Genomic DNA, 26,408 nt, shown 5'->3' on the forward strand with positions numbered 1-26,408 from the left:
CTCAGGCTTGCCGGTTCATGCCCAGTTTCGCAAACAACGCGTTATCCCGCGCCACCGCCGGGTTGCTGGTGGTCAGCAGCGTGTCGCCATAGAAAATCGAATTGGCCCCCGCCAGAAAGCACAGCGCCTGCGCCTCGTCGGAAAGCTGCTCACGCCCGGCCGAGAGCCGCACGTAGGATTTCGGCATCGCGATCCGCGCCGCCGCGATGGTGCGCACGAACTCGATCGGATCGATCGGCGCCGTCTCGCCCAGCGCGGTCCCCTTCACCGCGACCAGCGCATTGATCGGCACCGATTCCGGATAGGGGTCCAGATCCGCCAGCGCCGCCAGCAGCCCGGCGCGATCATTCAGGTCCTCGCCCATGCCGATGATCCCGCCGCAACACACGTTGATCCCGGCATCCCGCACCGCGGCCAGCGTATCCAGCCGGTCCTGATAGACCCGCGTGGTGATGATCCGGCCATAAAACTCGGGCGAGGTATCCAGATTATGGTTGTAATAATCGAGCCCGGCGGTTTTCAGCCGCTCGGCCTGATCCGGCCGCAGCATCCCCAGCGTGACGCAGGTTTCCATCCCCAGCGCCTTCACCCCGGCCACCATCGCGGCGACCCGGTCCAGATCATGATCCTTTGGCGACCGCCACGCAGCCCCCATGCAGAACCGCTGCGCCCCGGCATCGCGCGCGCGTCTGGCCGCCTCCAGCACCGGCTCCAGCTCCATCAGCTTCGAGGCCGGCACCCCGGCATCGAAACCGGCCGACTGCGGGCAATACCCGCAATCCTCCGGGCAGCCGCCGGTCTTGATCGAGAGCAGCGTGGAAATCTGCACCTCGGTCGGGTCGAAATGCTGCCGGTGCACGCTCTGCGCCTGAAACATCAGTTCAGGCAGCGGCAAGGCGAGCATCGCGGCGATCCGCGCGCGCGTGGCGGATGGCGTGGCCGGTTGGGTGGTTGATGGTGCGAGCGTCAGGGACATCGATCTCTCCGAATTGCCGCTATGGCCGGAATTGGTGATAAACCGGGGTGGGGATGACGGGAAGGGTTTTCAGCGTGAGTCAGGGAAGGGTAGGGAAGGGCGTCTTTTTTGAAAAAAAGAAGCAAAAAACTTCCATAATCGGGGACACGGGCATTTTCCCAAGCAACGCCCCCACGACCAGAAGTTTTTTTGCTTCTTTTTTTACAAAAAAAGAAGTGCTTGCTGCGCCTTCTCTCCGAGTCCAAACCCCATGACCACCACCCTGGACCAGTTCGCCACCACCAAACTCGCATCGCTCGACGCCGCATCCCTCCGCCGGCGCATCAGCCCGATCACCCGTGGCCCCGACGCCATCGCCCTGCGTGACGGGCAGCGCCTGATCTCGTTCTCCTGCAACGACTATCTCAACCTGTCCCAGCACCCGGATGTCATCGCCGCCTCGGTCGCCGCCACGCAGCGCTACGGCGTCGGCGCCGGCGCCTCACGCCTCGTCACCGGCGATCACCCGCTCTACCGCACGCTGGAACTCCGGCTGGCCGCCCTCAAGTCCACGGCGGATGCCGTCGTGTTCGGCTCGGGCTACCTCGCCAACATCGGCATCATCCCCGCCCTGGTCGGTGCGGGCGATGCCGTGTTCATCGACGAGCTGGCCCACGCCTGCATCTGGGCCGGTGCCAAACTCTCCGGCGCCGCGGTGCTGCCGTTCCGCCATAACGATGTCGCCCACCTGACCCATCTGATCGCCGCGCACAACTGGCGCCACGCCATCATCGCAACCGACGGCGTCTTCTCCATGGATGGCGACCTCGCCCCCATCCCGGCCCTCGCCGCCCTCGCTTCAACCCACGGCGCCTGGCTGATGACCGATGACGCCCACGGCATCGGCGTGTTCAACGCCGGTCGCGGCACGGCGCACGGCAGCGAAATTCCCCTCCAGATGGGCACGCTCTCGAAAGCGGTCGGCGGCTACGGCGGCTATCTCTGCGCCTCCGCTGCGGTCTGCGACCTGATCCGCAACCGCGCGCGCAGCTTCATCTACACCACCGGCCTGCCGCCCGGCGTGGTCGCGGCGGCCATCGCATCGCTCGACCTGATCGCGGCCGACCCCGCTCTCTGCGCCCGCCCGCTCCGCCACGCCCGCCACTTCACCGCAGCACTCGGCCTGCCCGCCGCCCAGAGCCCGATCGTCCCGCTCATCCTCGGTGCGGCCGAAACCGCGCTCGCCGCCCAGGCCAGCCTCGCCGCCGCCGGGTTCCTGGTCACCGCGATCAGGCCGCCCACCGTGCCGGACGGCACCGCCCGCCTCCGCTTCGCCTTCACCGCCGGCCACCACGAAGCCGATATCGAACGTCTGGCCAACCACGTCCGCACCTCTATCCTGATCGCAGCATGACCCAGTTCTTCATCACCGGCACCGGCACCGACATCGGCAAAACCCACATCGCCGCCGCCATGCTCCGCCACTGGCACGGCCAGGGCATCAAGGCCTGGGCGCTCAAACCGGTCGCCAGCGGCTACCAACCCGCCCGCTCCGCCGCCAGCGACGCCGGCACGCTGCTCGCCGCCATGGGACAAATGACCAGCGATACCACGGTCGCGAAAATCTGCCCCTGGCGCTTCCCCGATCCGCTCTCGCCCGACATGGCCGCCGCCCGCGCCGGCAAAACCATCCCGTTCGACGCCCTGCTCGCTTTCTGCCGCACGGAAATGTCGCAATCCGCCGCACCCCTCCTGATCGAAGGCGTCGGCGGCGCCATGGTCCCGCTCGATGACCGTCACACCGTGCGCGACTGGATGGCAGAACTCGGCCTGCCCGCCATCCTCGTCGCCGGCGGCTACCTCGGCGCCATCAGCCACACCCTCTGCACCATCGAGGCCCTGCGCGCCTGCCACATCCCGATCGCCATGGTCATCCTCAACCCGATCGGCGACCTGCCCGTCCCGCCCGCCAAAACCATGGCCACCCTCATCCGCCACGGCGCCGGCCCGGTCACCATCTTCGACACGCCAGCCTGGCACGACTGGCTCCTCACCCTTTAACCGTCACCGAACGCGGACACGTATCCGGTGCCGCCGCCCCGGCAAACCGCCCCGCGAACCACGCCGCCACCAGTTTCGCGGACCGATACCCCGCGAACACATGGCCAACCCCCTTCAGCTTCAGATAATCCACCCGGTCCCCCAGCGCACACGCGCGCCGATCGAACGCATCGGTATATCGCGGATACACCGTGTCATCCGCCGTCCCCTGCGTCAGCAACACCGGCGCCCCCGCCGGCGCATAACCCGGTGAATTCTCATGAAACAAACGCGGCCATGGCCGCGTCACCATCGGATCATGCGCCAGAAACACCCGCTTCAGCGCCGCCCCCGCACGCTGCGCCAGCACATACTGCCCGACCGAATTGATGCACCGATCCGCCGCCCGCCGCACCAGCGCCACCGCCGCCGGCGCCACCACGCTCGTCATCGGCACATGATACCAGCGCGACCAGGTGGCATACACATAAGACACCAGCACCCGCCCGCTGTCGGACGTCGGCTTGCGCAACTCCGCGCCCAGATCCGTCGGCGGTGCCGCCGCCGCCACCCCGACCAGATGCAACCCCGGCGCATACGCCGCCGCATCCTGCCCGGCGAACAACGCCGCCTGCGCCCCCTGCGAATGCCCCCACACACCATAATTCCGGCTCGCATCGGCCCCCGGCAACGCCCGCGCCGCCCGCACACTGTCGATCAGATCCGCCGCCTCCGCATCCCCGATCAGATACGGATGCACCCCAGCCACCCCCAACCCCTCATAATCCGTCGCCGTCACAATATCGCCCGCGCGTAAAAAACGCCGCAACCCCGGAATGCTCGCCCCCTCGTCAAGACTGTCGAACACCCTGTTGCCCAACGAAGGCGCACACCCCGCCGCAACCCCCGTCGTCGGATGCGCCCACGCAATCACATCCCGCCCACCCGGCGGCGCCGGCCCGCGCGGCACATAAATCACCCCCGAAACCGGCACGATCGCCCCACCCAACCCCGTCGAAGCATAAATCACCAACGTCGCCGTCGCCCCCGCAGGCGCCGCCCCAAACGGCCGCACCCGCAAAACCTGCCCCGGACGCGCCCCCGCAACATCAACCCCCCGATAAAACCCACCCGGCCGCGGCATCGCACAAGCCGATAACCCCACCACCACCCCAACCAACCCCAAAAACCGCAGCAATCCAACCTCCATACCGAATGATCCCTGCGCTGGGATGTGGCGCTTGAAGCAAGCAAGGCCAGGGGCTCTGCCCCTGGACCCCGTTAAAGGCGGAGCCTTTAAAATCCATTAGTTTTAGGTAAGGGGAGGGCGACACAGGTCAGATCGACGGAAAATCCGAGGCAGCGCCCTCCCCTTACCTAAAACTAGCGGGTTCTAAGGGCTAAGCCCTTAGTGGGGGTCGAGGGGGCAAAGCCCCCCGCCTTCCTGTCTCCGAGCGCCCCACCCCAACGCCGCGATCACTCGGTTTCGGGTTGCAGCCGGGCTTCGGCTTCGGCTTGGAGCTGTTTGAAGCTACGGCGGCTGAACGGCAGCATGGTCAGGTAGGCGGCGGCGAGCAGGGCGAGCGCGAGCCACGGGTCGGCGAGCATGATGGCCGCGAACACGACGACGCCGAGCAGCAGCCACAGGGCGAAGCTGGGCGGCACCTTGAAGTTTTTGAAACTCCAGACCGGCAGGGTGGAGACGCACAGCAATGCGGTGCCCACCAGCACGAGCGCGCTCAGTCCTGGCGCGCGCGCCACGTCGGCGAGCCAGGCGATATTATGCTCCGCCGCCTCGAGTCCCAGATAGATCGGCAACAGGCTCAGTGCCGCCCCGGCGGGCGCGGGCACGCCGGTGAAAAAATTCTGCGCGAACCGGGATGCCGGCAGGTGCCCGTCATCCGCGTGCGGCAGCTCATCGAGCGCCGCGTTGAACCGCGCCAGCCGCAGTGCCATGCTCGCGGTGAACATCAGCGACGGCAGATACCCGAACGCCCCCCATTGATCGAGCGACCACAGGAACAGCACGAGCGAGGGCGCCACCCCGAAGCACAGGAAATCCGAAAGACTGTCGAACTCCGCGCCAAACCGTGAGGTCGCCTTCAACAGCCGGGCCAACCGCCCATCGAGCCCGTCGATCGCACCCGCCACCGCAATCGCGATCACCGCCGCCCCGAACCGCCCATCGAGCGCGAACCGGATCGCGGTAAACCCCACGCACAGCCCGACCAGAGTCAGCAAATTCGGCAGCATCCGGTTGAAGCTCAACCCGCGCAGCCGTGGCCGGCGCGGCGGGCGGCGGCGCGGCAGCACGAAGCGGCGCGGCTTGAACGTCTCGCTCATAATGCCAGTGTCGTGCCCAGCGTCGCAATCACCGTCTCACCCCCCACCATCCGTTGACCCACCGCAACCAGCGGCGTGGTGCCCGGCGGCAGATACAGATCGGTCCGGCTGCCGAACCGGATAATCCCGAACCGCGCTCCGGTCGCCACCCGGTCGCCCTCGTGAATATCGCACAGAATCCGCCGCGCGATCAGCCCGGCAATCTGCACCACCGCAATCTCCGCCCCGCTGTCGAGCCGGATGGCAATGGCATTGCGCTCATTGAGCTCCGATTCCTTCGCCGCCGCATTGACGAACGTGCCATGCCGGTACGCAATCCGCGTCACCATCCCCGCCATCGGCACCCGATTGACATGGACATCCAGCACCGAAAGAAAAATCGCCACCCGCGGCATCGCAACCGCCGGCAAACCAAGCTCGGCCGGCGGCACGGCCCGATCCACGATCACCACCCGCCCATCCGCCGGCGCCACCACCGCATCCGCCCGCGGCGGCACGACCCGCGCCGGATCACGAAAGAAAAACAGGCAGAACAACGCAAACACCAGCCCGATCCACGCCAGCCACCCGGCCACGATCAAACCGATCACGAAAATCACGACACCGCCGATAATGAACGGCAACCCCGCCCGATGCGGCGGAACCCAGGCAGAGCGCAAACTGTCGATAATATCCATGACCGCGTTATGGCGACCGGCTTGCCGTCGCGCAAGGATCGGGCGGCGGGGGCAGTTAGTCAGACAAGCGCGTCTTTTTTAAAAAAAAGAAGCAAAAAACTTTTTGACTCGGGGTCGCGGGCGCTTCGGATCAGGCGCCCCACGATCGGTATTCCCCGATACCCCTCATTCCACCCACGCCCCAACCCGGCAACAAACCGGATTGACACCCGATCGCAGATCAACCCGCGATCAACCCATCCTGCGCCGCTTCCGCACCACCAAACCCAACCCGATCAGACCCGTTCCAAACACCGCCAACGACCCAGGCTCCGGCACCGGCGTCGGCGCCGACATGTCAAAAACCCAGGACCCTCCGCCGCCGCCGCCGCCGTCTGTAGAACTACCCCCCATGCCACCGACTTCAAGGTCGAGCGTGGTCCCGGCTGTCAGCAAGATACTGCCGCTGACCGTCGCACCAAGGCCTCCCCCGTAATTGTTGGAGGTCGATGCTCCGCCCTGGCCGCCGGAGGCGGTAATCGTATAGACGCCGGTGTTGGCAACAACATAGCTCTGTGGACCCCCGGTAGTATAGCTGAACGACTGTATGGAATTTCCGAATTCTATCGAAATGGAGCCCGGGCCGGTATTATTGCTGGACGTCTCCGAGATACTGGTGAACGCAGCGGCAAGGTAAGAACTACCCCCGCCGCCGCCGCCGAAGCCGCCGCCGCCGCCATTGTAGCCGCCGCCGCCACCACCACCATTGTAGCCGCCGCCACCACCACCCCCGTACGCACCGGCGCCGCCACCGTAGTCCCCAGCCGCGCCGAACGACGGATAAGCCAAGCCCCCGCTCCCGCTGTAGGTCCGTCCGTCAAGGCCATTACCAAGAGCGCCCGCGCCGCCGCCGCCACCGTTGTTGCTCCCGCCACCACCGCCCAACTCGTTCACACCGGCAGCTGCACCACCCTGTAAACCAGCCTGCGCCGTCGTCCCGGACTGTCCCGAACCGCCATCGCTACTATAGCCCGCCCCACCACCCCCACCGGCGACGATCAGCAGAATCGGATCGGCAACGGCATGCGCCGTCGTCGCGCAAAACAGAGTGGTGGCGAGCAGGGCGATACGAATGCGGGTCATGCTGGCTCCGTGCAAGAAATGAATGAACGGCGCTGACCAGGCAAAATCGATGCCAAACAAAAATATTATGTCAATTCAACATCATAACGATTTCACGACATCGAGAGTGTAAAGAATCCTGACACCTCGCGCCGCCGCGAAGCCCGCCCAGACCGGCACGATGCGTCCGGCACGATGCGTCCGGCGCGATGCGTCCGGCGCGCCACAACCGACCGCACGTATCGTGCCGGTCTGGGCGGCGTCAGTCCCCAGGGCCAGTCCCAGGGCCGGCCCCAGGGCCGGTGCCAGGGCCGCTCAATGGCTGGCAACCACCCCGGCGTTGGTCCGATCGAGGAACGTCAGCGTCGTCTGCGCAATCCGCTGATCGATCCAGGCCGCCATCGCTTCCTCTTCCGCAAGGCAGGCCTCCGCCGCCGCCCGGCCCGTCATATCGCCCAGCGTATCGGCCATCGCAATCAACGATTTATAGGCGGCGATCTCGAAATGTTCGAACGCGAAATTCGCCAGCGTGTTCTTGAGCACCTCGTCCGAGGCCGGCGCATGCAAAGCCGCCGCAATATTGCCGCCCAGCCCCAGAACCGCATCCTTGATCGAGGACGTCCCCGATTTCGCCCGCTCCGAATGCGACTTCAAAACGTCCTCCAGCCGGGCGCGCTGGGTCTCCGATTCCGTGATGTGCTGGCGCATCCGCGCTTCCATCTCCGGGTAATGTTCAAGCCGCTCCACCTGCCGGCTCAGCAATTCGATCGCCTGCGTCTCCATCGCATGGGCATTTTGCAATCCATCGAAATAAGTCAGCATAGATTCATTACGATTCTCAAGATAAGCCATTGCACCCTCCTTTACTTTGTCTAAGGATCGCCCAGTATAACCATCCCAACCGGAAGCGGACGTCCATCTCGAAACTCTGGGTACGACGCGCGATGACCACAAGACGATTGAAAAAACCTGTGCGATGTTTAATCGCCGCGCCGCCCGTCATCCCCCACCCCACCAACCCCCAAAAAGAATCTAACAAAATCCCCTAACAAACCCCTTTCTCACCCCCCACCGCTCATGGTCTAACCCTACCCATGATCGCAAACGCGCCGTTCATGCCTGCCGATCCGACCGAGCGCTTCACGCTGATCTTCCGCGCCCTGCAGCGCTCCGTCGCGGACAACGGCTACCGCCTCAAAATCCACGGCCCGCTCATCGTCCTGATCTGGAACTACCTCGCCCGCCAGATCGCCCGCTTCGCCCGCATCGCATCCCGCCCACCCCAATCCCCCCGCACCCGCACCCGCGCTCCCGGACCGGTCAAGCGCGAACCCGCCACCCCTAATCCCAACCCCAAACCCGCCCTAACCCTCCCGCGCGGCTTCGCCTGGCTGATCCGCCTGCTGCCCAACGGCCCCGCCACCGTCGTCGCCGGTGCCGCCGCCCGCGCCGATCTCCAGTGCTTCATGGAAGACCCCATCGTGCTGGACCTGCTGGCCACCCACCCCAGCCTCGGCCGCATCCTCCGCCCCCTCCACACCATGCTCGGCCTGCGTCCCCCCCAAATCATCAAACGCCCCAGAAAACCCCGGAGCGAACCCACAGGCGAACCCACAAACCCCGCCAACCGCCGCCCCAAACGCCCCCGCCCCAAACGCCAGCCCGACTTCATGGCCCAATACAAAGTCAACCCCGACGGCAGCATCGACTTCACCCCCGAACAACTCCGCGACATCCTCGGCCCACCGCCACCACCCGTCCCGCCCTGGCACCATCCCTTCGTGCCCTCCTTCGATGCCAAAAAAATGTGGCGCAAAGGCCCGCGAGGCTGATGCACGCCTAATTCGTTACGATAACAAAACGAAATAGGCAAAGAAGCAAGGGAAGTCCTTCTTTTTTGTGAACAAAAAAGAAGCAAAAAAAACTTTGTTAATCTGGGCCCGTGCCGGTGAAAACGCCCGTGACCCAGATTAAAGAAAGTTTTTTGCTTCTTTTTTACAAAAAAGAAGCCTTCCCTTCCGCCCGTCTTTACATCAAGAAACCCTTCCTACCGTCCCTCATCCATCCAATCCTCAATCAACCGCCGCGCAATCGAATCTTTCGGTGGCAGATTGAACCCGGCCTGTTTGCGGTTCACCAGATCCTCCCGGGTAAACCACGCCGCCGCCCGCATTTCCTCTTCATCCAGCGTGATCGTCTCGCTCAGCGCCTCGGCCCGATACCCCAGCATCAGCGACGCCGGAAACGGCCAGGGCTGGCTGCCGATGTAACGCACCGCGCCCACCGTCACACCCACCTCTTCCAGCGTCTCCCGCCGCACCGCATCTTCCAGGCTCTCGCCTGGCTCGACAAACCCTGCCAGCGTTGAAAAAAAGTTCCGCTCAACCGGAAATTTGTGGGACTGCCCGAGCAGAACCCGCTCACCCCGCGTCACCAGCATGATCACGGCGGGATCGGTGCGTGGAAAATGCTCCGCGCCGCATTGTCCGCACAGCATCGTATGCCCCGCGCGCTCGGCCGAACACGCCCCGCCGCAGACGCTGCAAAACCGGGTGCGCGACTGCCAGTAGAGCAACCCTTTCGCGGTCGCGAGCAACCCGGCCTGCCCCGCCGGCAGCGTCCCCGTCAGGCCGCGCAGATCCAGAAATTCACCGCCCGCCCCGGCCAGTGTCTCCAGCGGCGTCTCGCTGGCCGAAACATCGACCGCGAACACCGGCCGCCCCGCCATCAAGCCCAGAAAACTCCCCGCCAGCGCCGCATCGCGCGGCCGCGCCGTCAACACCGCCTGCGGTGCCGGTTCCAGTGCGATCAGCATCCGCCCCCGCCAATAGGGCACGAACAAAGCCTCCGCACTCGCCCGCGCCTGCGCAATCCACCCCGCGTCGGTCCGGCGATGGCCGGCCCGGTCGAGCGCGGCGGAACTGTACAGCAGGGCACTGGCGGCATTGGTGTCGGGCATGCCGCTAGACTGGCATCCGCCTTGCGCCGAGGCAAGCTTGCAAAACAGGGCGGAAAACCCGATAACACCGCCGGGAGATCGGCCGCGGACGGGCGCCTCGCCAACCCGGTCAGGGCCGGAAGGCAGCAGCCGCAACGAGTTTCCGCACGGGTCGCGGACCCGGTCTCCCACCCAAACCTCTCACCGTATCGAGGATGCATGGCCGGGTTGTTCGACGATGATGACCAGCCGCCTCCACCTCCAGGCCCATCCCTGTTCGGCGACGAACCGGCCAGCCCCGCACCCGTCCACGCCCAGGCCTACCGCGTCCTCGCCCGCAAATACCGCCCCACCACCTTCGACGACCTGATCGGCCAGGACGGCCTGGTCCGCACCCTGCGCAACGCCTTCGCCATGGGACGAATCGCCCACGCCTTCATGCTCACCGGCGTGCGCGGCGTCGGCAAAACCACCACCGCCCGCATCCTCGCCCGCGCCCTCAACTGCACCGGCCCCGATGGTCAGGGCGGCCCGACCCCCGACCCGTGCGGCGTCTGCGACAATTGCATCGCCATCCTCGCCGACCGCCACCCCGACGTCGTGGAGATGGACGCCGCCTCCAACACCGGCGTCGATGACGTGCGCGAAATCATCGAAGCCACCCGCTTCCGCCCGATGATCGCCCGCACCAAAGTGTTCATCATCGATGAAGTCCACATGCTCTCGCGCAACGCCTTCAACGCGCTGCTGAAAACCCTCGAAGAACCGCCACCGCACGTCAAATTCGTCTTCGCCACCACCGAGATCCGCAAAGTCCCGATCACCGTCCTCTCGCGCTGTCAGCGGTTCGACCTCAAACGCGTCCCGGTCGAAACCCTCGCCGCCCATTTCACCCGGGTCGCCACCGCCGAAGCCATCATCATCCAACCCGCCGCGGTCGAAGCCATTGCCCGCGCCGCCGATGGCTCGGTGCGCGACGGTCTCTCTTTGCTCGACCAGGCGATCGCCCGCGCCGACGACGGCAGCGAAATCACCACCGCCCTGGTCGGCGACATGCTCGGCCTCGCCGATCGCAGCTTCGTCTTCGACCTGATGGACACGATCGCCGCCGGCCGCATCGCCGATGCGCTCGCCGTGATGGACCGCGCCCACGCCCAGGGTGCCGACCCCGTGCTGCTGATGCAGGATCTGCTCGGCCTCGCCCACACGCTCTCGCGCCTGAAATCCATCCCCGACCTCGCGACCGGCAACACGCTGCCCGAACTCGAACGCACGCGCGGCGCAACCCTCGCCGCCGCCCTCTCGATCCCCTGGCTCGGCCGTCTGTGGCAGATGCTCCTCAAAGGCATCGCCGAAGTCGAACAGGCGAGCGACCGCCGCGCCGCCGCCGAAATGATCCTGATCCGCCTGTGCTACGTGTCCGACCTGCCACCCCCCGGCGACTTGGTCCGCCGCCTTTCGGCCGAAACCACCGCACCCCGCCCCACCACCGCGCGCGAACCCAGCGACCCCGCACCCCGCGCCGTGGTCAACGGCCCCGCCATCACCAGCGCCGCCCCGCGCCTCGCCCGCTTCGAGGATGTCATCGCCCTCGCCGAAGACCGGCGCGACGCGTTGCTCACGAGCCAACTCCGCCACGACGCCCGCATCGTCAAATTCGCACCGCCGGTCATCGAACTCAACCTCTCGCCGGACGCCCCGCGCGACCTCTCGGCCCGGCTCGCCAAATTCCTCGAAGCCGAAACCGGCCGCCGCTGGACCATCGCCCTCTCCCGCGAAGCCGGCGCGCCCAGCGTGTTCGAAGCCCGCAACACCGCCCGCGATCGAGCCCGCGAAGACGCACTCGCCCACCCGCTGGTCCAGGCCATCTTTACCACCTTCCCCGGCGCCAAAATCACCAGCGTCGAACCCGAAGACCCCGAACCCCTTGCCGCACCCGCCGCTTTGCCCGAATACGAAGGCGACGACGCCCCCCCGATGTCCGATCAGGACATCGCCGATGCCATGGAGATCGATCGATGAAAAACCTCGCCGGCCTGATGAAACAAGCCCAGGCCATGCAACAAAACATGCAGGACATGCAGGCACGCCTCGAAGCCCTCGAAATCCAGGGTGAATCCGGCGCCGGCCTGGTCAAACTCACCCTCTCCGGCAAAGGCGTCCTGAAATCCGCCCGGATCGACCCCAAACTGCTCGACCCCAACGACGCCGAAATGCTCCAGGACCTCATCATCGCCGCCCACCACGACGCCAAAACCAAACTCGAAACCATCACCGCCGACGAAATGCAAAAAGCCACCGGCGGCCTCTCGCTCCCCCCCGGCCTCAAACTGCCGTTCTGAGGGATCGATCATGGGGCGCTGGCGAAGCCGGGGCGCTGCCCCGGACCCCGGCAAGGGGCGCTGCCCCTTGCATCCCCGCCAAAGACTTAGTCTTTGGAATCCACTCGTTCGGGTGAGGGGCCGGGGGGTGTGCGCCGCCTGCGGGATCGGCGCGGATGCGCTAATCCCGCAGGCGGCGCACACCCCCCGGCCTCTCACCCGAAAAAAATGGGTTCTAAGGACTAAGTCCTTAGTCGGGGGTGCAGGGGGGCAAAGCCCCCTTGCCAGGGCCCGGGGCAGCGCCCCGGCTTGGCAGCCGCTCTCATGATGGGCCCTGAGATCGAGAGTTTGGTGGCCCAGGTGGCGCGGTTGCCGGGGTTGGGGCCGCGGAGTGCGCGGCGGATTGTGTTGCGGTTGCTGAGTGAGCGTGAGGGTCGGTTGTTGCCGTTGATGGGGGCGTTGGCGGCGGCGGCGCAGCGGGTGGTGGTGTGTTCGGTGTGTGGCGGGCTGGACAGTGTGGACCCGTGTTCGGTATGCGGCGATCCGGCGCGTGAGCCGATGATCTGCATCGTGGAGTCGGTGGCGGACCAATGGGCGTTGGAGCGGGCTTCGGTGTATCGGGGCCGGTATCATGTATTGGGCGGGTTGTTATCGGCGATCGGCGGGCGCGGGCCGGAGGAACTGGGCGTCGGGCGGTTGCTGGCGCGGCTGGATGGTTCAGTGCGTGAGGTGATCCTGGCGTTGCCGGCGACGGTCGATGGTCAATCGACCGCGCATTACCTGACCGAACGTCTGGCCCCGTTCGGTGTCCGGATCACGCGCCTGGCGCAAGGCGTGCCGGTGGGCGGCAGCATCGAGATTCTCGATGAAGGCACGTTGGCGATGGCGATGTCCGCGCGAAGGTCGGCCGAGTGAAGCTGGTTCGCGCGGGCCGCGATCTCAGGGTCGATTTCTTTCGCGGCATCGCGTTGTTCTGCATTTTCCTCGATCATATTCCGCATGATGCTCTGGCGCGCTTCACCGTGCGCAATCTGGCGCTGAACGATGCGACCGAGATTTTCATTTTGCTGGCCGGCTATGCCGCCTCGCTGGTGTATGGCCGCAAGCTCGATCAGGCCGGCCCGGTCTCGGCCGGGGCGGATATGCTCAAGCGGGCCTGGACGCTGTATATTGCGCATATTTTCCTGTTCGTGATCTTCACGGCCGAGGTTGCGCTGTTTGCCGCCTGGTTTGCCACGCCGGGGTATCTGGCGCGGGTGGGGATGGACCGTCTGGTGCGTGAACCGCTGGTCGCGATGATCGATGCGGTGCCGATGCTGTATCAGCCATCGTTCCTGAATGTGCTGCCGCTCTATGTGGTGATCATGGGCGGCATGGCGCCGTTGCTGTTGTTGTTGCGCCGGCCGCGGATTTTGCTGGCGGCGAGTTTTGCGCTCTATGTCGCGGCGCGGCTGTTCGGCTGGAACCTGCCGACCGCGGGCGGCCACGGCTGGTTCTTCAACCCGCTGACCTGGCAGTTTTTGTTCGTGCTCGGCATGATCTTCGCGCGGTTCGGGCGGCCGGCGCTGCCGCGTGTCGCCACCGATGTCGCGGCGATCGCGCTGCTGGTGATGGGATTTCTGATTTTGCTGACCACCTGGATCGAGCCGCAACTGGCCCGCCATGTGCCGGGGGCGATCAAGCCGCTGATCCGTGACATCGACAAGACCGGCCTGCACCCTTACCGGCTGCTCTCGATCCTGTCGCTCGCCTGGCTCGCCTCGCGCTATGTGCCGCCTGGGGCGAAATTCATTGAAACACGGCTGGGGTCGGTGTTCGTGCTGATCGGCCAGCACGGGCTGACCACGTATTGTGCCAGCATCGTCCTGTCATTTGCGGGGCGGGTCGTGCTCGATCATGATCCGGGCTGGGTGATGCAGATCGTTGTCAATGGCGTCGGCCTCGTTGCGTTGCTCGGCATCGCGGCGAGCGGCGCCTGGTATAGGGTGAAGGATGCGAAACCGGCGGCTTCTTAGACTTTTCGGCCTGTTGCTGAGCGTGCCCATGGCAGCGCATGCGGCACCATTGGTCTGCCCGCGCGCGCCGGTGCAGCATCTTGCCCTGCCGCATCTCAAAGCCGCGCTGAAGGCGGGTCAGCCCGTGGTGATCGCAGCACTCGGCTCATCCTCGACCTGGGGTGCCATGGCGCATGACATCGCGGATTCCTATCCCGCCGAATTGCAGGACGATCTGGCGTCGCTGCTGCCGGATTCGGAAATCAGTGTGATCAATCGCGGCGTCAGCGGCGAGGATGCCGGGCGCGAAGACAAGCGCATGGCGCGCGACGTGCTGGCGCTGGAGCCGAGTCTGGTGATCTGGCAGGTGGGTGCGAACGCGGCCGCGCGGCGCGAAAGCATTCGCCATTTCAAGGATCTGGTCCGCCGCGGCCTGCATCGTCTGCGCGCGGCCAATGCGGATATCGTGTTGATGGACAATCAGCGGTCGCGCGAATTGCTCGCCTCGCCGGATAACGACCGGATCGACGCCGCGCTGGCCTCCCTCGCCCAGGCGCCCGGCGTCAGCCTGTTCTCGCGCGATGCGCTGATGCGCCAGTGGCAGGCGAACGACCCCCCGCTCAGCGATTTTCTGGCGAGCGACGGGCTGCACATGAACGACCGCGGGTATGCCTGCACCGCCGCGGCTCTGGCGGCCGCCATCGTGCGGGCGGTGAAATGATGTCGGTGATCACTTTCACGGTAGGAGCAGGGCGCACCCAAGGCGGGACGAGCGCAGGGTGACGGGTGATGTGGCTGGGGGACCTGGATTCGAACCAAGGCTGTCCGGGTCAGAGCCGGAAGTTCTACCGCTAAACTATCCCCCAAGCAGGTGTCCCGCGTAGGACGCTGCTAGCATCCTGCGCCGCGCGAGGCAATCGATCCGCGGCGTTTGATGCCAATTCGCCCGATCATGCAATTCTGACTTGCTCTCCAGCCATAGGTACGCCCATTATATGAGGACCATGGCAAGCGATTTCGCCCTGTCGACCCAGCCGGCCCTTGGCCGCACCAGCCCCGATCGGCGCAGCGCCACCAGCCGCGTGCCGAACGAGCGGCGTGCGCGCCCGCCGGCGTATGCGGCGATCGATCTCGGCACCAATAATTGCCGCATGCTGGTCGGCGTGCCCAGCGGCGGTGGGTTTCATGTGCTCGACAGTTTCAGCCGCGTGGTCCGCCTTGGTGAGGGTCTCTACCGCTCGGGCACCTTGTCCGAGGCGGCGATGGATCGGGCGATCGATGCGCTGACGATCTGCGCCGAGCGCCTGCGGCGCTGGCAGGTGAGCGACATTCGCGCGATCGCGACCGAGGCCTGCCGGCAGGCCGAAAACGGCGCCGCCTTCATTGCGCGCGCCCGGGCGGCCACCGGCCTGCCGATCGAAACCATCTCGCCGCGTGAGGAAGTCGGCCTCGCGATGGAGAGCTGCGCCTCGCTGATCAATCAGGCCGAGCGCCGGGCATTGCTGTTCGACATCGGCGGCGGCTCGACCGAGATTGCCTGGGTGCGGGTGCCGGGCAGCGCCGGTGCGGCCGATCGCAGCCTGCCGCAGCTGATCGGGTATCATACCATTCCGGTCGGCGTGGTGACATTGTCCGAACGCTGCGCCGGCTGGTGCGAAAGCGAGGCCGGATTTGCCGCTGTGGTCGAGGAGATCAAGGCGCTGCTGTGTCCGTTCGAGCAGATCCACCGGATCGGCCAGGAAATCCGGCAGGGCGGCGTCCGGCTGGTCGGCACCAGCGGTACCGTTACCACCATCGCGGGCATCGCGCTTAATCTCGATCGCTATCGCCGCGGCGCGATCGACGGGGCCGTGCTGCCGCGCGAGCAGGTGGCCAGTGGTCTTGCCGCGATCCGCGCGCTGGGGCGTACCGGCCTTGCCGAGCACCCGTGCATCGGGCCCGACCGGGTCGATTTCGTGCTGCCGGGCTGCGCGATCTTCGCCGCGATCGAAGAGATGTGGCCGGCCAGCGACCTGGCCGTGGCCGATCGCGGCCTGCGCGAGGGGATGTTGATGCGGTTGATCCGCACCGCGCGCGCCCGATCGCGCCCCTATCAGGCATGAACGAACCCCGCCGATGACCGATGACCTCTCGCAGGGCCGCCGCACCGCCGTGCGGCTCAAAACCGCGCGCAAACACAAACCCTCGTCGCAGAAATGGCTGACCCGCCAGCTGAACGACCCCTATGTCGAAGCTGCGAAGGCGAAGGGCTATCGATCGCGCGCGGCCTTCAAGCTGATTGAACTCGACGAGAAATTTTCGCTGATCGGCAAGGCGAGCCGCGTGATCGATCTGGGCGCGGCACCCGGCGGCTGGACGCAGATCGCGCTCGACCGTGGTGCGGCGCGGGTCGTTGGCATCGACCTGCTGGCGATCGACGCGATTCCTGGCGCCACGTTGCTGCAAGGCGATTTCCAGGACGAGGCGATGGAAGCCGCCCTGCGCGCCGCCCTGGGCGGCAAGGCCGATCTGGTCCTGTCGGACATGGCGCCCAACACCACCGGCCATATGGCGACCGATCATTTGCGAATCATGGGGCTGGCGGAGCTGGCGCTCGATTTCGCGTTCAAGACCCTCGAACCGGGCGGCGGCTTCGTGACCAAATTGTTCCAGGGTGGTGCCGAGGGTGGTATGCTCGCCCTGCTGAAGCGCCGGTTCACGCTGGTGCGTCACGCCAAACCGGCGGCCAGCCGCAAAGACAGCCGGGAATTGTATCTCGTTGCGACAGGGTATCGGCCGGAGAGCTGAATGCCCGCCTGGTGGTCCGGCCGTGCCGCGTCGTTCCGCCAGGAAGATCCGGCTCGGCTGGTCGATCATCTGGCCCGGCGCCTGGTTGAGACCCACATGGTCAATCATGAGGCGCAGATCCGCGCCTGGCGCGACCAGATCGACCTGCTCCGGGCGGCCCTGCGGACTCTGCCCGATTGGCACGTTCTGCTCGAATACCCGCTGCTCCGCCTGGGCCGCCGGATCGATGCGATCATCCTGACCGGCCGGGCCATTCTGGTCGTTGAATTCAAGACCGAAGCCACCGGCTTCACCAATGCCGATCGCGAACAGGTCGAGGATTATGCGCTCGACCTGTTCGATTTCCACGCGGGCAGCCGCATCCACCCGATCATTCCCGTGCTGGTCGCGCGCCACGCACCAATCCCCGCCGCGGCGCTGCCGTTGTTCTGGCATGCAATCGCACCGGTGATCGATGCCAATGGCGCGACCCTCGAACCGCTTTTGCAAACCCTTGCCGCGCAACTGCCGGACCCGCACGCACCGCTCGACCCGCATGCCTGGGATAATGCCGCGTACCGCCCGGTGCCCACCATCGTCGAAGCCGCCACCATGCTGTATCGCAAACACGGCGTGGCCGATCTTGCTTCGTCGCGCGCCGATGTCACCAACCTGACCCGCACGACCGATGCCATCCGCGCTGCGATCGCCGCCGCGGCGGACGCCCGCCGGCATATCATTGTTTTCGTGACCGGCATTCCCGGCGCCGGGAAAACCTTGTGCGGGTTGAACGCGGTTTTCACCACCGCCCATCAAGCGGCCTTCCTGACCGGCAATCTGCCGTTGGTCCATGTGTTGCGCGCGGCCCTTGCGCGCGATGCCAGGGAGCAGGGCCGCAGCCTCCGCGATGCCGCGCATAAGCTCGAAGCGGCGATCCAGCCTTTGCTCGGCTTTCTGCGCGACAGCCAGCCCCGCGGCGATGCGCCACATGAACATGTCATTGTGTTCGACGAAGCCCAGCGCGCCTGGGATGCCGATTTCGGCCGCCGCAAATTCAACCTGCCGGATAGTGAAGCTGCCCTGTTCCTCGACATCATGCGCCGCCACGCGGATTGGGCGGTGATTGTCGCACTGGTCGGCAGCGGCCAGGAGATCAACACCGGTGAGGCGGGCCTCGCCTCCTGGGGCGTGGCCCTTGCCGCCCGGCCCGCGTGGTCGATCATGGGGCCGGCAACCGTTATCGGCAACGCCGATCCGGCGCGCTGTCTGGCGGCGACCCGGCCGGCCGGCATGAGCATCGATCCTGCGCTGCACCTCGATGTGAGCGTCCGGCAGATCCGCTCGCACGCCGCGGCCGACTGGGTGGATGCGGTGTTGCGCCACGATGCAGCCGAAGCCGCACGCATCGGCCGCGCGGCCGGCGGCGTTCCGTTCCGGATCACCCGCTCGCTTCCTATGCTGCGCGCCGAACTCCGCCGTCTCTCCCGCGGCAGCCGGCGCGCCGGGCTGGTGTGCAGCGCCGATGCCAAGCGCCTGCGCGCCGATGGTCTCTCCGCCGATTTTCCGCATATGGACGCCGATGCGGTCGCCAACTGGTTTCTCAACGCCTGGCCGGATGTGCGCGCGTCGGACGCGCTCGAACTGCCCGCCACGCAATATGCCTGCCAGGGTCTTGAACTTGATTATGTCGGTCTGTGCTGGGGTGGCGATCTGGTGATCGCGCCTGGCGGTGCGGCCTGGCGCGCGCGGAAGTTTCGCGGCACGAAATGGCAGACGATCAAGCGCCCGGAGGCGATTGTCTGGCAGATCAACACCTATCGGGTCCTGCTCTCGCGCGCTCGCTACGAGACCATCCTGTTCATCCCGCCCGGCGATCCGGCAGATGAGACCCGCAGCCCGGCCGCCTTTGATCAGGTGGCTGGATTCCTGTTGGGCGCCGGGGCCACCATGCTCGAGCCTGCGCCGGCGACGGCGGCTTCGCCCGTGCCGTATCAGGGCGCCCTGTTCGATATTATTTGAGCGGGCCGGGTGTCCGGTTGGCTGTTCCTTGGCAACGTAAAGGACAGACACTCTGCCTTTTTATTGCCGGATCACGCAGAATTTTGATGAAAAACCCGCTGGTTACCACCTGAGGACTGTTGACAGATGTGACACATAGGATGGACAAACAATTACCAGCCGGCAAAGACCGGTGGAAACGAGGGCCAAGACTATGCCGTCCGAGCGGGGCGGTTCGATTACTGATCGACGAGTAGATATCGCGCGGTATGGCGGCTGGATTGTTGTGCGTTGTACGTGCGTTTAAACGATAACAAACAGATGTTACGCAGAGGGGCGTTGATGACAAACCAATCAGCATTGATCGATCGCAGGAGCGTACTCAAGGCCGGTGCCGCGGCGGGGATCGCGGGCTTGCTCGCGACACCGGAGCCGACCTGGGCCGCGAGTGAAAAGCCGATCAAGATCGGCATGGTCGATCCGATCACCAGTATTTTCGCGGCCCTCGGCCATAGCGAAATCAAGGGCGCCAAATTCGCCGAGGAGGAAATCAACAAGAAGGGCGGCATCATGAGCCGGCCCTTGCAGCTGATCGTCGAGGACAGCGCCGGTAGTCCCGGTACCGCCATCGACAAGGCAAAGCGCTTGGTAGCGCGCGAAAAGATCAATTTTCTGATGGGCACGGTCAATTCCGCCGCCTCGCTCGCCGTCAGCCAGTTCGCCAATCAGCACAACATGCTGTTCCTGTGCACTGGCGGTCACGTCGATGCGTTGACCGGTACCAATTGCCAGTGGAACACGTTCCGCACCTGCTCGACCACCTGGATGCTGACCGCCGGCGATTTCGAAACGCTGTTCGATAAATTCGGCAAGAGCTGGTATTTCATCACCACCGACTACGCCTTCGGCCACGCCGAACAGGCCGATTATGAAAAGCAGCTGAAACACCACGGCGGCACCATGGCGGGATCGGCGCTGGCGCCGGTCGGCACTACGGATTTTTCGTCCTACCTGATTGAGGTGAAGGCGAAGAAACCTAAGGTGCTCTGCCTGCTGCTCGCCGGCGATGACCAGGTGAACTGCATGAAGCAGATCGCGCAGTTCGGCATCGACAAGGAAATCGCCGTCGCGGGCGCGTTGATCGAGCTTGAACAATTGCAGTCCCTGCCGGAGAATGCGCGCTATGGCTGGTGGACCGCGGAATGGTACTGGAAACAGCCGAACACCCCGCATCTCGATGATTTCGTCAAAGCCTATCGCGCCAAATACAAGGGTGAGTATCCCTCGGCGCGGTCCTGGTTCGGCTATGCGTCGACCTATGCGATCAAGCTGGCGGTGGAGCGGGCCAAGTCGCTCGACACCATGAAGGTCGTGCGCGGCATGGAAGGCCTGGTGCTGCCGCCGGAAGTCGCGCTGCAACCCAACGCGCCGATGTACCGCGCCGCCGATCATCAGCTGATGCTCAGCATGTTCCCCGGTCATGTCGTGAAGGGTGCGAAATATCCCGATCTGTTCGATGTGTCATCGATCATTCCGGGTGAAAAACTGGCGCTCTCGCCGGCCGCGGCCGGCTGCAAGATGACCTACCCGTCCTGATCGGCTGACGGGCGATCGCGTGTTCCGGTGCGGCACTGCTCCTGGCGGTGCCGCACGCGCCATAGGGAGGCATCATGGGTCTGTTATTGCTGTTCAACGGGTTCAACGGGTTGATCCAGGGGGCGTTCTACGCGCTGATGGCGCTCGGCCTCGCGTTGATCCTGGGACTTAACAACACGATCAACTTCGCCCAGGGCGCGTTCATGGCGCTTGCGGCCTATTTCTCGTTTACCCTCACGCCCTATGTCGGTTTCTGGGGCGGGCTGATCATTGCACCGCTGCTGGCCGGTGCGCTCGGCCTCGCGATCGAGACCACGCTGGTGCGAAGGCTGTATAACCGCAAGGATCCGATCTACACGCTGCTGCTCACCTTCGGGCTCGCCTTCATCATGCAGGACATGATCCGCACCATCTGGGGTGCGCAGGGCAAGCCGCTGGCGATTCCGCAATTCCTCAACCAGCCGCTCAGCAGCACATATTTTTTTCTCACCGGCTACCGGTTGTTCGTGGTCGGGGTCGCCCTGGCGGGCACCGCCGCGCTGTTCGCGGTGCTGCGGTTCACCCGCATCGGCATCCGCATCCGTGCGGGCAACTCCGATCTTGAAACGATCTCGGCGCTCGGCGTGAATATCTATCTGCTGCGCTCGGCCAATTTCGTGATCGGCATCGTGTTCGCCGGGGTCGCCGGCATTCTGGCCGCCGGCCAGCTCGGGCTCAACCCGAACATGGGCGATGCGCTGATCATGCCCGCCTTTGTCGCGATCGTGGTCGGCGGCGTTGGTTCGCTGGTGGGCTCGCTGCTCGGCGGGCTGATCATCGGCCTCGCATCCGGCATCACCACCGCGTTCTATCCGGCGGCCAGCGAGGTGGTGATCTACATCATCATGGGCGTGATGCTGGTGGTCCGGCCGCGCGGGCTGATGGGCCAGGAAGGATTGTTCGAATGAGCACCGATCTCGCGACCGAAGCCGCGCGCACGGCGCCCCAGGCGCGCACCGGCGTTTCGCGCCGCACCATCGGCAATGTCGTGCTCGGCATCGTGCTGCTCACTGTGCCGCTCTGGCTGCCGCTGGTCGGCGGCTATACCGACCTTGCCAGCCGCGTGCTGATTTACGCGCTCGCGGCGATGGGTCTCAATCTGCTGCTCGGCTTCACCGGCGGCTTGTCGTTCGGCCACGCCGCCTATTTCGGGCTCGGGGCCTACGGCGTCGGGCTGATGCTGAAATACGAAACCCACAGCCTGTTTCTGGCGCTGGCGGCCGGTACGCTGCTCGGTGGTCTCGCGGCGACCCTGCTCGGCCCGATCGCGGTGCGGCGGCGGGGCATCTATTTCTCGATGATCACCATCGCGATCGGCCAGATGTTCTATTTCATCGCGATCCGCTGGAACACGCTGACCGGCGGGTACGACGGATTGTCCGGTTTCGCGCGCCCGAAATTCGCGGGACCCGGCCATCTGCTGCCGATGGGTCCGACCGGGATGTATTATCTGGTGCTGGCGGCATTCGCCATCGCGGCACTGCTGCTGTGGGTGGTCCTGAACGCACCGCTCGGCCATGCGTTTGTTGCGATCCGCGAGAACCACAAGCGGCTGACATTTCTCGGTGTCAGCACGCAGCGTTACATCGCGATCTCGTTTGCGATCTCAGGGTTCATCGCGGCGCTGGCGGGCGGGCTGAATGCGCTGCTCGATGGGTTCGCCTCGCCCAACCTGCTGAATTACAGCATGTCCGGCGATTTCCTGATCATCGCGGTACTGGGCGGGATGCGCAATTTTTACGGGCCGCTGGCCGGTGCGGTGATTTTCGTGCTGGTGCGCGACTACGTAAGCTCGGTCACCGATAACTGGATGAGCGTGATCGGGCTGGTGTTCGTGATCTCGGTGATCTTTTTCCCGATGGGTGTGCTAGGCTTCTTCAACCGGAAATCCGGGTCATGAGTCTCCTGGTGCTGAACGATGTGGGGCGCCGGTTCGGTGCTTTGCAGGCGTTGTCGGGGATTTCCCTGAGCGTTGAGGCCGGCGAACTGCGCGCGATCATCGGCCCGAACGGCGCCGGCAAGACGACGCTGTTCAATCTGATCAGCGGCTATTTTCCACCCACCGACGGCAGCATCGTGTTCGGCGGCGAACCGATCACCGCGGGCACGCCGACCGCGCTGGTCAAACGTGGGATCATTCGCACCTTCCAGATCACCGAGATTTTTCTTTCGCTCACCGTGCGGGAAAACCTGCGGGTCGCGGTCGAAACCGCGATGGGGCTCAATCTCAGGCCCTGGATTTCCGCCGCCGTGCGCAGCGTGGTGATGAACCAGGTTGAACATCTCGCCGAGATCGTGCGGATGACCGCCAAGCTCGATCGCGTTGCCGGCGAATTGTCGCATGGGGATCAGCGAGTCGTCGAGATCGGCATCGTGCTCGCGAAATCGCCGAAACTTCTGCTGCTCGATGAACCGACCGCCGGCATGGGCGATGAGGAGACCCACCACATGACCGATCTGATCCGCCGGCTGAACAAGGACCAGGGCATCACCATGCTGTTCGTCGAGCATGACATGGCGATCGTGTTCGGCATCGCGGACCGGATCACGGTGCTGGACAACGGCCGGATGCTGGCCGAGGGCAACGCGACCGAGATCGCGGCCAATCCGCGCGTCCAGGCCGCCTATCTGGGTAACGCGGCATGAGCGCCGTGCTCGAGGCCGAGGGGCTGCAGACCTATTACGGCAAGAGCCACATTCTGCACGGCGTGTCACTTACGGTCGGTGAGGGCGAGCTGGTGGCCCTGCTCGGCCGCAACGGTGCCGGCAAGACCACCACGATGCGCAGCATCATGGGCCTGACGGTGCCGCGCGAAGGGCGGGTGAAACTGTTCGGCCGTGATACCACCGGCAAGCCGCCTTATCGGGTGGCCAACCTCGGCGTCGGCTACGTGCCGGAGGGGCGCAAGATTTTCGGCCATCTGACGGTGCACGAAAATCTGCTGGTGCCGCCCCAGACCAAAGGCCCCTGGACGATCGAGACGGTGTACCAGCTGTTTCCCCGCCTCGCCGAGCGCCGCACCAGCAAGGGGGGGCGGTTATCCGGCGGCGAGCAGGAAATGTTGTCGATCGCGCGCGCGTTGCTGCTTAATCCGAAGTTCCTGATCCTCGATGAACCCTCGCAAGGGCTGGCGCCGGTGATCGTGCAGGAGGTGATGCGCACCGTCGGCCGGATGAAGGGCGAGGGCATGTCGATCCTGCTGGTCGAACAGAACGCGTTTCTCGCCCTCGAACTCGCCGACCGGGCCTATGTCCTGTCGGATGGCGAGGTGGTATATGACGGTAATGCCGCGACCCTCGCCGACGATCGGGCCCGGATGGAACAGCTGGCCGGTGTCAGCCACGCGGCGGTCGATATCCGGCACTGACGAGCGGGGCTGGCGATCTGGCACGTTTTCGTTCGATCGAAAATGGAGGACACGACCATGAAGCTGACCGATCAACAGATCGAGGACTTCCATCGTGAAGGGTGGTTGTTCCTGCCCGAATTGTTCACCCCTGCGGAAGTCGAGGTGCTGAAGCGCGAATCCCAGGCGATTTACGACCAGGAGCGGCCGGAAGTCTGGCGGGAAACCAACGGCGCGCCCCGCACCGCCTTTGCCGCACATACCTATAACGAAGCGTTCCGCGTCCTTGGCGCCCATCCGCGGCTGATCCGCCCGGTCGAGCAGATCTTCGGCGAGCGGGTTTACATGCATCAATATAAAATCAACGCCAAGGCGGCCTTCACCGGCGAGGTCTGGCAGTGGCACCAGGATTACGGCACCTGGAAGCGCGATGATGGCATGCCCGCACCCAAGGCGATGAATATTTCGGTGTTTCTCGACGAGGTGATGCCGATCAACGGGCCGCTTCTGCTGGTGCCGAAGAGCCATGAAGCCGGCGACCTCGAGGCGCGGCACGACGTGGAGACCACCTCGTACCCGCTCTGGACGCTGGACGATGCCACGGTGACGCGGCTGGTTGCCGCCGGGGGCATTGTCGCACCGACCGGCAAGCCCGGCGGCGTGCTGATGTTCCATGGCAATCTGGTGCATGGTTCGGCCGGCAACATCACGCCGTTTCCGCGCCGCATCGTGTATCTGACGCTGAATGCCGTTTCCAATGCGATCAGAACGCCGACGCGGCCCGCGTTCATCGCGCATCGCGACTTCACGCCGATCGAACCGGTCGGCGACGACGCCCTGGCGCAGATGGCGCAGACCTACCGCGTGGCCGCGGAATAGGCGGATGAACCTGCACGGCCTGCTCGCCGCCCGCGCCGATGCCGGGCGGCCGGTTCGGGTGACGCTGATCGGCGCCGGCAAATTCGGTGCGATGTTTCTCGCCCAGGTGCCACATACCAGGGGTCTCGAGGTCGCCTGCATCGCCGATCTGGCGCCGGATCGCGCGCGGCGCACCTGTGCCGGCGTCGGTTGGGGCGAGGAGTTGATCGCGGCCACGGTGTTTACCGACGACGCGCCGGCGGCGATCGCGCGGCCGGACATCGACCTGGTGATCGAGGCGACGGGCAGCCCGGCCCACGGCATTCAGCACGCGCGCGCCGCGATCCGCGCCGGGCGTGCGATCGTGATGGTCAATGTCGAGGCGGACGCGCTGGCCGGCCCGCTGCTGGCGGCGGAAGCGCGGGCCGCCGGCGTGGTCTATTCGCTCGCCTATGGCGACCAGCCGGCGTTGACCGCCGAACTGGTCGATTGGGCGCGCGCCTGCGGTTTTACCGTGGTCGCGGCGGGCAAGGGTACCAAATATCTGCCGCTCTATCATGGCGTGACACCGGACACGGTCTGGCAGCATTACGGCTTGCAGCCCGAAGCGGCGCGCGCGGCCGGGATGAACCCGCAGATGTTCAACTCCTTCCTGGATGGCACCAAATCCGCGATCGAGATGGCTGCGATCGCGAACGCGACGGGGCTCGACGTGCCGGAGGGCGGCCTTGGGTTTCCCCCCTGCGGCGTCGATGACCTGCCGCACGTGCTGCGCCCCCGCGCGGCGGGCGGCATGCTCGAGCGCGCCGGCATGGTCGAGGTGGTATCCTCCCTGGAACGTGACGGCAGGCCGGTGTTCCGCGACCTGCGGTGGGGCGTGTACGTCGTGCTCGAGGCACCGAACGATTACGCCGCCGCCTGCTTTGCGCAATACGGGCTGAAGACCGACAGCACCGGGCGGTATGCCGCGATGTACAAGCCGTTTCATCTGATCGGGCTCGAATTGAACGTATCGGTCCTATCCGCTGTGCTGCGCCAGGAACCGACCGGCGCGCCGGACGCGTTTCGCGGCGATGTGACCGCCACGGCCAAGCGCGATCTGCGCGCGGGCGAGGTGCTGGACGGTGAGGGCGGCTATACCGTGTGGGGCCGGTTGATGCCGGCCCAGGCCAGTCTGGCATGCGGGGCCCTGCCGATCGGCCTGGCGCACCACGCGCGGCTGCGGCGCGATATCCGGGCGGGCGAGACCGTGCTGTGGTCCGATGTCGATTTCGCCCACGCCGATTCCATCATGCAGGACGCCATCGCGACGCGCCGGAGCATGGAGGAGGGTTTGTTGTCGGCTGCGGGGTCGTTTCGCATTTCAGAACGATCAGCGGTCGAGTGATCGGCGTAACGCCATGGCCACCGCGCCGATTGCCACCATCGCCACAGC

The 26,408-nt window shown here is 65.4% G+C and carries 25 protein-coding genes, 1 tRNA gene and 1 other RNA gene; 19 read left to right on the forward strand and 8 right to left on the reverse strand.

The window, feature by feature from the left end; all coding sequences use genetic code 11:
- Window position 1 precedes the first annotated feature (1 nt).
- Window positions 2-976, reverse strand: coding sequence for a biotin synthase BioB (bioB, locus tag AruPA_RS15700; protein ID WP_265637711.1), 975 nt, complete (start codon window positions 974-976; stop codon window positions 2-4).
- Between the two features lie 250 nt (window positions 977-1,226).
- On the opposite strand from bioB, the gene AruPA_RS15705 reads away from it, so the two are divergent.
- Together AruPA_RS15705 and bioD are read left to right on the forward strand one after the other, a co-directional pair.
- On the forward strand, window positions 1,227-2,369 hold the full coding sequence (locus AruPA_RS15705) for an aminotransferase class I/II-fold pyridoxal phosphate-dependent enzyme (RefSeq protein ID WP_265637712.1): 1,143 nt from the start codon (window positions 1,227-1,229) through the stop codon (window positions 2,367-2,369).
- Entirely contained in the window at window positions 2,366-3,016 is a 651-nt protein-coding gene (bioD, locus tag AruPA_RS15710; RefSeq protein WP_265637713.1) for a dethiobiotin synthase, read from the forward strand. Before AruPA_RS15705 ends, bioD begins: the two co-directional genes overlap by 4 nt.
- Here the strand turns inward: bioD and AruPA_RS15715 are convergent.
- The 5 genes from AruPA_RS15715 to AruPA_RS15735 form a co-directional block, all read right to left on the reverse strand.
- Window positions 3,006-4,205, reverse strand: coding sequence for a S9 family peptidase (locus AruPA_RS15715; protein WP_265637714.1), 1,200 nt, complete (start codon window positions 4,203-4,205; stop codon window positions 3,006-3,008). The two genes, bioD and AruPA_RS15715, sit on opposite strands and share 11 nt — an antisense overlap.
- 266 nt (window positions 4,206-4,471) lie before the next feature.
- Complete coding sequence (locus AruPA_RS15720; RefSeq protein ID WP_265637715.1) at window positions 4,472-5,338, reverse strand: phosphatidylcholine/phosphatidylserine synthase; 867 nt, start codon at window positions 5,336-5,338, stop codon at window positions 4,472-4,474.
- Window positions 5,335-6,054: a phosphatidylserine decarboxylase gene (locus tag AruPA_RS15725; protein ID WP_265637758.1), complete on the reverse strand. Its 720-nt coding sequence runs from the start codon at window positions 6,052-6,054 to the stop codon at window positions 5,335-5,337. Before AruPA_RS15725 ends, AruPA_RS15720 begins: the two co-directional genes overlap by 4 nt.
- Before the next feature lie 192 nt (window positions 6,055-6,246).
- The gene (locus AruPA_RS15730) at window positions 6,247-7,137 is read right to left on the reverse strand and encodes a PEP-CTERM sorting domain-containing protein (RefSeq protein ID WP_265637716.1); all 891 of its coding nucleotides are present in this window, start codon (window positions 7,135-7,137) and stop codon (window positions 6,247-6,249) included.
- Between the two features lie 294 nt (window positions 7,138-7,431).
- Window positions 7,432-7,968, reverse strand: coding sequence for a DUF892 family protein (locus tag AruPA_RS15735; protein ID WP_265637717.1), 537 nt, complete (start codon window positions 7,966-7,968; stop codon window positions 7,432-7,434).
- 242 nt (window positions 7,969-8,210) lie between these two features.
- On the opposite strand from AruPA_RS15735, the gene AruPA_RS15740 reads away from it, so the two are divergent.
- Complete coding sequence (locus AruPA_RS15740) at window positions 8,211-8,948, forward strand: hypothetical protein (protein ID WP_265637718.1); 738 nt, start codon at window positions 8,211-8,213, stop codon at window positions 8,946-8,948.
- Between the two features lie 215 nt (window positions 8,949-9,163).
- Here the strand turns inward: AruPA_RS15740 and nudC are convergent, their stop codons facing one another.
- Window positions 9,164-10,075, reverse strand: a complete 912-nt coding sequence (gene nudC, locus AruPA_RS15745; RefSeq protein ID WP_265637719.1) for an NAD(+) diphosphatase — start codon at window positions 10,073-10,075, stop codon at window positions 9,164-9,166.
- 73 nt (window positions 10,076-10,148) lie between these two features.
- Here nudC and ffs point away from each other — a divergent pair.
- The 6 genes from ffs to AruPA_RS15775 all read left to right on the forward strand — a co-directional run bounded on the left by ffs (window position 10,149) and on the right by AruPA_RS15775 (window position 15,090).
- Window positions 10,149-10,246: signal recognition particle sRNA small type (gene ffs / locus AruPA_RS15750), an RNA gene on the forward strand.
- A 27-nt stretch (window positions 10,247-10,273) separates the two neighbouring features.
- A complete protein-coding gene (locus tag AruPA_RS15755; protein ID WP_265637720.1) occupies window positions 10,274-12,076 on the forward strand; it encodes a DNA polymerase III subunit gamma/tau in 1,803 nt (600 codons plus the stop codon).
- Entirely contained in the window at window positions 12,073-12,396 is a 324-nt protein-coding gene (locus tag AruPA_RS15760) for a YbaB/EbfC family nucleoid-associated protein (protein ID WP_265637721.1), read from the forward strand. Before AruPA_RS15755 ends, AruPA_RS15760 begins: the two co-directional genes overlap by 4 nt.
- A 303-nt stretch (window positions 12,397-12,699) precedes the next feature.
- Window positions 12,700-13,290, forward strand: coding sequence for a recombination mediator RecR (recR, locus tag AruPA_RS15765; RefSeq protein WP_265637722.1), 591 nt, complete (start codon window positions 12,700-12,702; stop codon window positions 13,288-13,290).
- Complete coding sequence (locus AruPA_RS15770; RefSeq protein WP_265637723.1) at window positions 13,287-14,390, forward strand: OpgC domain-containing protein; 1,104 nt, start codon at window positions 13,287-13,289, stop codon at window positions 14,388-14,390. Before recR ends, AruPA_RS15770 begins: the two co-directional genes overlap by 4 nt.
- 28 nt (window positions 14,391-14,418) lie before the next feature.
- Window positions 14,419-15,090, forward strand: coding sequence for an SGNH/GDSL hydrolase family protein (locus AruPA_RS15775; RefSeq protein ID WP_265637724.1), 672 nt, complete (start codon window positions 14,419-14,421; stop codon window positions 15,088-15,090).
- 71 nt (window positions 15,091-15,161) lie between these two features.
- Here AruPA_RS15775 and AruPA_RS15780 read toward each other — a convergent pair.
- Window positions 15,162-15,235 (reverse strand) — tRNA-Gln (locus AruPA_RS15780).
- Between the two features lie 138 nt (window positions 15,236-15,373).
- Here AruPA_RS15780 and AruPA_RS15785 point away from each other — a divergent pair.
- From AruPA_RS15785 to AruPA_RS15830, 10 genes are all read left to right on the forward strand, one after another.
- Entirely contained in the window at window positions 15,374-16,471 is a 1,098-nt protein-coding gene (locus tag AruPA_RS15785) for a Ppx/GppA phosphatase family protein (protein WP_408858807.1), read from the forward strand.
- 13 nt (window positions 16,472-16,484) lie between these two features.
- Complete coding sequence (locus tag AruPA_RS15790; RefSeq protein ID WP_265637725.1) at window positions 16,485-17,156, forward strand: RlmE family RNA methyltransferase; 672 nt, start codon at window positions 16,485-16,487, stop codon at window positions 17,154-17,156.
- Window positions 17,157-19,154, forward strand: a complete 1,998-nt coding sequence (locus AruPA_RS15795) for a DUF2075 domain-containing protein (protein ID WP_265637726.1) — start codon at window positions 17,157-17,159, stop codon at window positions 19,152-19,154.
- A gap of 321 nt (window positions 19,155-19,475) precedes the next feature.
- Window positions 19,476-20,729, forward strand: a complete 1,254-nt coding sequence (locus tag AruPA_RS15800) for an ABC transporter substrate-binding protein (protein ID WP_265637727.1) — start codon at window positions 19,476-19,478, stop codon at window positions 20,727-20,729.
- A gap of 74 nt (window positions 20,730-20,803) precedes the next feature.
- The gene (locus tag AruPA_RS15805; protein ID WP_265637728.1) at window positions 20,804-21,676 is read left to right on the forward strand and encodes a branched-chain amino acid ABC transporter permease; all 873 of its coding nucleotides are present in this window, start codon (window positions 20,804-20,806) and stop codon (window positions 21,674-21,676) included.
- Entirely contained in the window at window positions 21,673-22,668 is a 996-nt protein-coding gene (locus tag AruPA_RS15810; protein ID WP_265637729.1) for a branched-chain amino acid ABC transporter permease, read from the forward strand. Before AruPA_RS15805 ends, AruPA_RS15810 begins: the two co-directional genes overlap by 4 nt.
- Window positions 22,665-23,414: an ABC transporter ATP-binding protein gene (locus tag AruPA_RS15815; RefSeq protein WP_265637730.1), complete on the forward strand. Its 750-nt coding sequence runs from the start codon at window positions 22,665-22,667 to the stop codon at window positions 23,412-23,414. Before AruPA_RS15810 ends, AruPA_RS15815 begins: the two co-directional genes overlap by 4 nt.
- The gene (locus AruPA_RS15820; RefSeq protein ID WP_265637731.1) at window positions 23,411-24,136 is read left to right on the forward strand and encodes an ABC transporter ATP-binding protein; all 726 of its coding nucleotides are present in this window, start codon (window positions 23,411-23,413) and stop codon (window positions 24,134-24,136) included. Before AruPA_RS15815 ends, AruPA_RS15820 begins: the two co-directional genes overlap by 4 nt.
- A 57-nt stretch (window positions 24,137-24,193) precedes the next feature.
- The gene (locus tag AruPA_RS15825; protein WP_265637732.1) at window positions 24,194-24,994 is read left to right on the forward strand and encodes a phytanoyl-CoA dioxygenase family protein; all 801 of its coding nucleotides are present in this window, start codon (window positions 24,194-24,196) and stop codon (window positions 24,992-24,994) included.
- A 4-nt stretch (window positions 24,995-24,998) separates the two neighbouring features.
- Entirely contained in the window at window positions 24,999-26,360 is a 1,362-nt protein-coding gene (locus AruPA_RS15830) for an NAD(P)H-dependent oxidoreductase (RefSeq protein ID WP_265637733.1), read from the forward strand.
- The last annotated feature ends 48 nt before the right edge of the window (window positions 26,361-26,408 follow it).

Origin of the sequence: Acidiphilium sp. PA (genome assembly GCF_026191915.1) — a bacterium.
Classification (GTDB): domain Bacteria; phylum Pseudomonadota; class Alphaproteobacteria; order Acetobacterales; family Acetobacteraceae; genus Acidiphilium.

Coding starts and splice junctions, on each gene's coding strand:
- AruPA_RS15790 (WP_265637725.1), top strand. CDS start 16,485: ATGACCGATGACCTCTCGCAGGGCCGCCGCACCGCCGTGCGGCTCAAA.
- AruPA_RS15815 (WP_265637730.1), top strand. CDS start 22,665: ATGAGTCTCCTGGTGCTGAACGATGTGGGGCGCCGGTTCGGTGCTTTG.
- AruPA_RS15820 (WP_265637731.1), top strand. CDS start 23,411: ATGAGCGCCGTGCTCGAGGCCGAGGGGCTGCAGACCTATTACGGCAAG.
- AruPA_RS15755 (WP_265637720.1), top strand. CDS start 10,274: ATGGCCGGGTTGTTCGACGATGATGACCAGCCGCCTCCACCTCCAGGC.
- AruPA_RS15825 (WP_265637732.1), top strand. CDS start 24,194: ATGAAGCTGACCGATCAACAGATCGAGGACTTCCATCGTGAAGGGTGG.
- AruPA_RS15720 (WP_265637715.1), bottom strand. CDS start 5,338: ATGAGCGAGACGTTCAAGCCGCGCCGCTTCGTGCTGCCGCGCCGCCGC.
- AruPA_RS15795 (WP_265637726.1), top strand. CDS start 17,157: ATGCCCGCCTGGTGGTCCGGCCGTGCCGCGTCGTTCCGCCAGGAAGAT.
- AruPA_RS15735 (WP_265637717.1), bottom strand. CDS start 7,968: ATGGCTTATCTTGAGAATCGTAATGAATCTATGCTGACTTATTTCGAT.
- AruPA_RS15775 (WP_265637724.1), top strand. CDS start 14,419: ATGGCAGCGCATGCGGCACCATTGGTCTGCCCGCGCGCGCCGGTGCAG.
- AruPA_RS15810 (WP_265637729.1), top strand. CDS start 21,673: ATGAGCACCGATCTCGCGACCGAAGCCGCGCGCACGGCGCCCCAGGCG.
- recR (WP_265637722.1), top strand. CDS start 12,700: ATGATGGGCCCTGAGATCGAGAGTTTGGTGGCCCAGGTGGCGCGGTTG.
- AruPA_RS15800 (WP_265637727.1), top strand. CDS start 19,476: ATGACAAACCAATCAGCATTGATCGATCGCAGGAGCGTACTCAAGGCC.
- nudC (WP_265637719.1), bottom strand. CDS start 10,075: ATGCCCGACACCAATGCCGCCAGTGCCCTGCTGTACAGTTCCGCCGCG.
- AruPA_RS15715 (WP_265637714.1), bottom strand. CDS start 4,205: ATGGAGGTTGGATTGCTGCGGTTTTTGGGGTTGGTTGGGGTGGTGGTG.
- AruPA_RS15705 (WP_265637712.1), top strand. CDS start 1,227: ATGACCACCACCCTGGACCAGTTCGCCACCACCAAACTCGCATCGCTC.
- bioD (WP_265637713.1), top strand. CDS start 2,366: ATGACCCAGTTCTTCATCACCGGCACCGGCACCGACATCGGCAAAACC.
- AruPA_RS15760 (WP_265637721.1), top strand. CDS start 12,073: ATGAAAAACCTCGCCGGCCTGATGAAACAAGCCCAGGCCATGCAACAA.
- AruPA_RS15740 (WP_265637718.1), top strand. CDS start 8,211: ATGATCGCAAACGCGCCGTTCATGCCTGCCGATCCGACCGAGCGCTTC.
- AruPA_RS15805 (WP_265637728.1), top strand. CDS start 20,804: ATGGGTCTGTTATTGCTGTTCAACGGGTTCAACGGGTTGATCCAGGGG.
- bioB (WP_265637711.1), bottom strand. CDS start 976: ATGTCCCTGACGCTCGCACCATCAACCACCCAACCGGCCACGCCATCC.
- AruPA_RS15785 (WP_408858807.1), top strand. CDS start 15,374: ATGGCAAGCGATTTCGCCCTGTCGACCCAGCCGGCCCTTGGCCGCACC.
- AruPA_RS15730 (WP_265637716.1), bottom strand. CDS start 7,137: ATGACCCGCATTCGTATCGCCCTGCTCGCCACCACTCTGTTTTGCGCG.
- AruPA_RS15830 (WP_265637733.1), top strand. CDS start 24,999: ATGAACCTGCACGGCCTGCTCGCCGCCCGCGCCGATGCCGGGCGGCCG.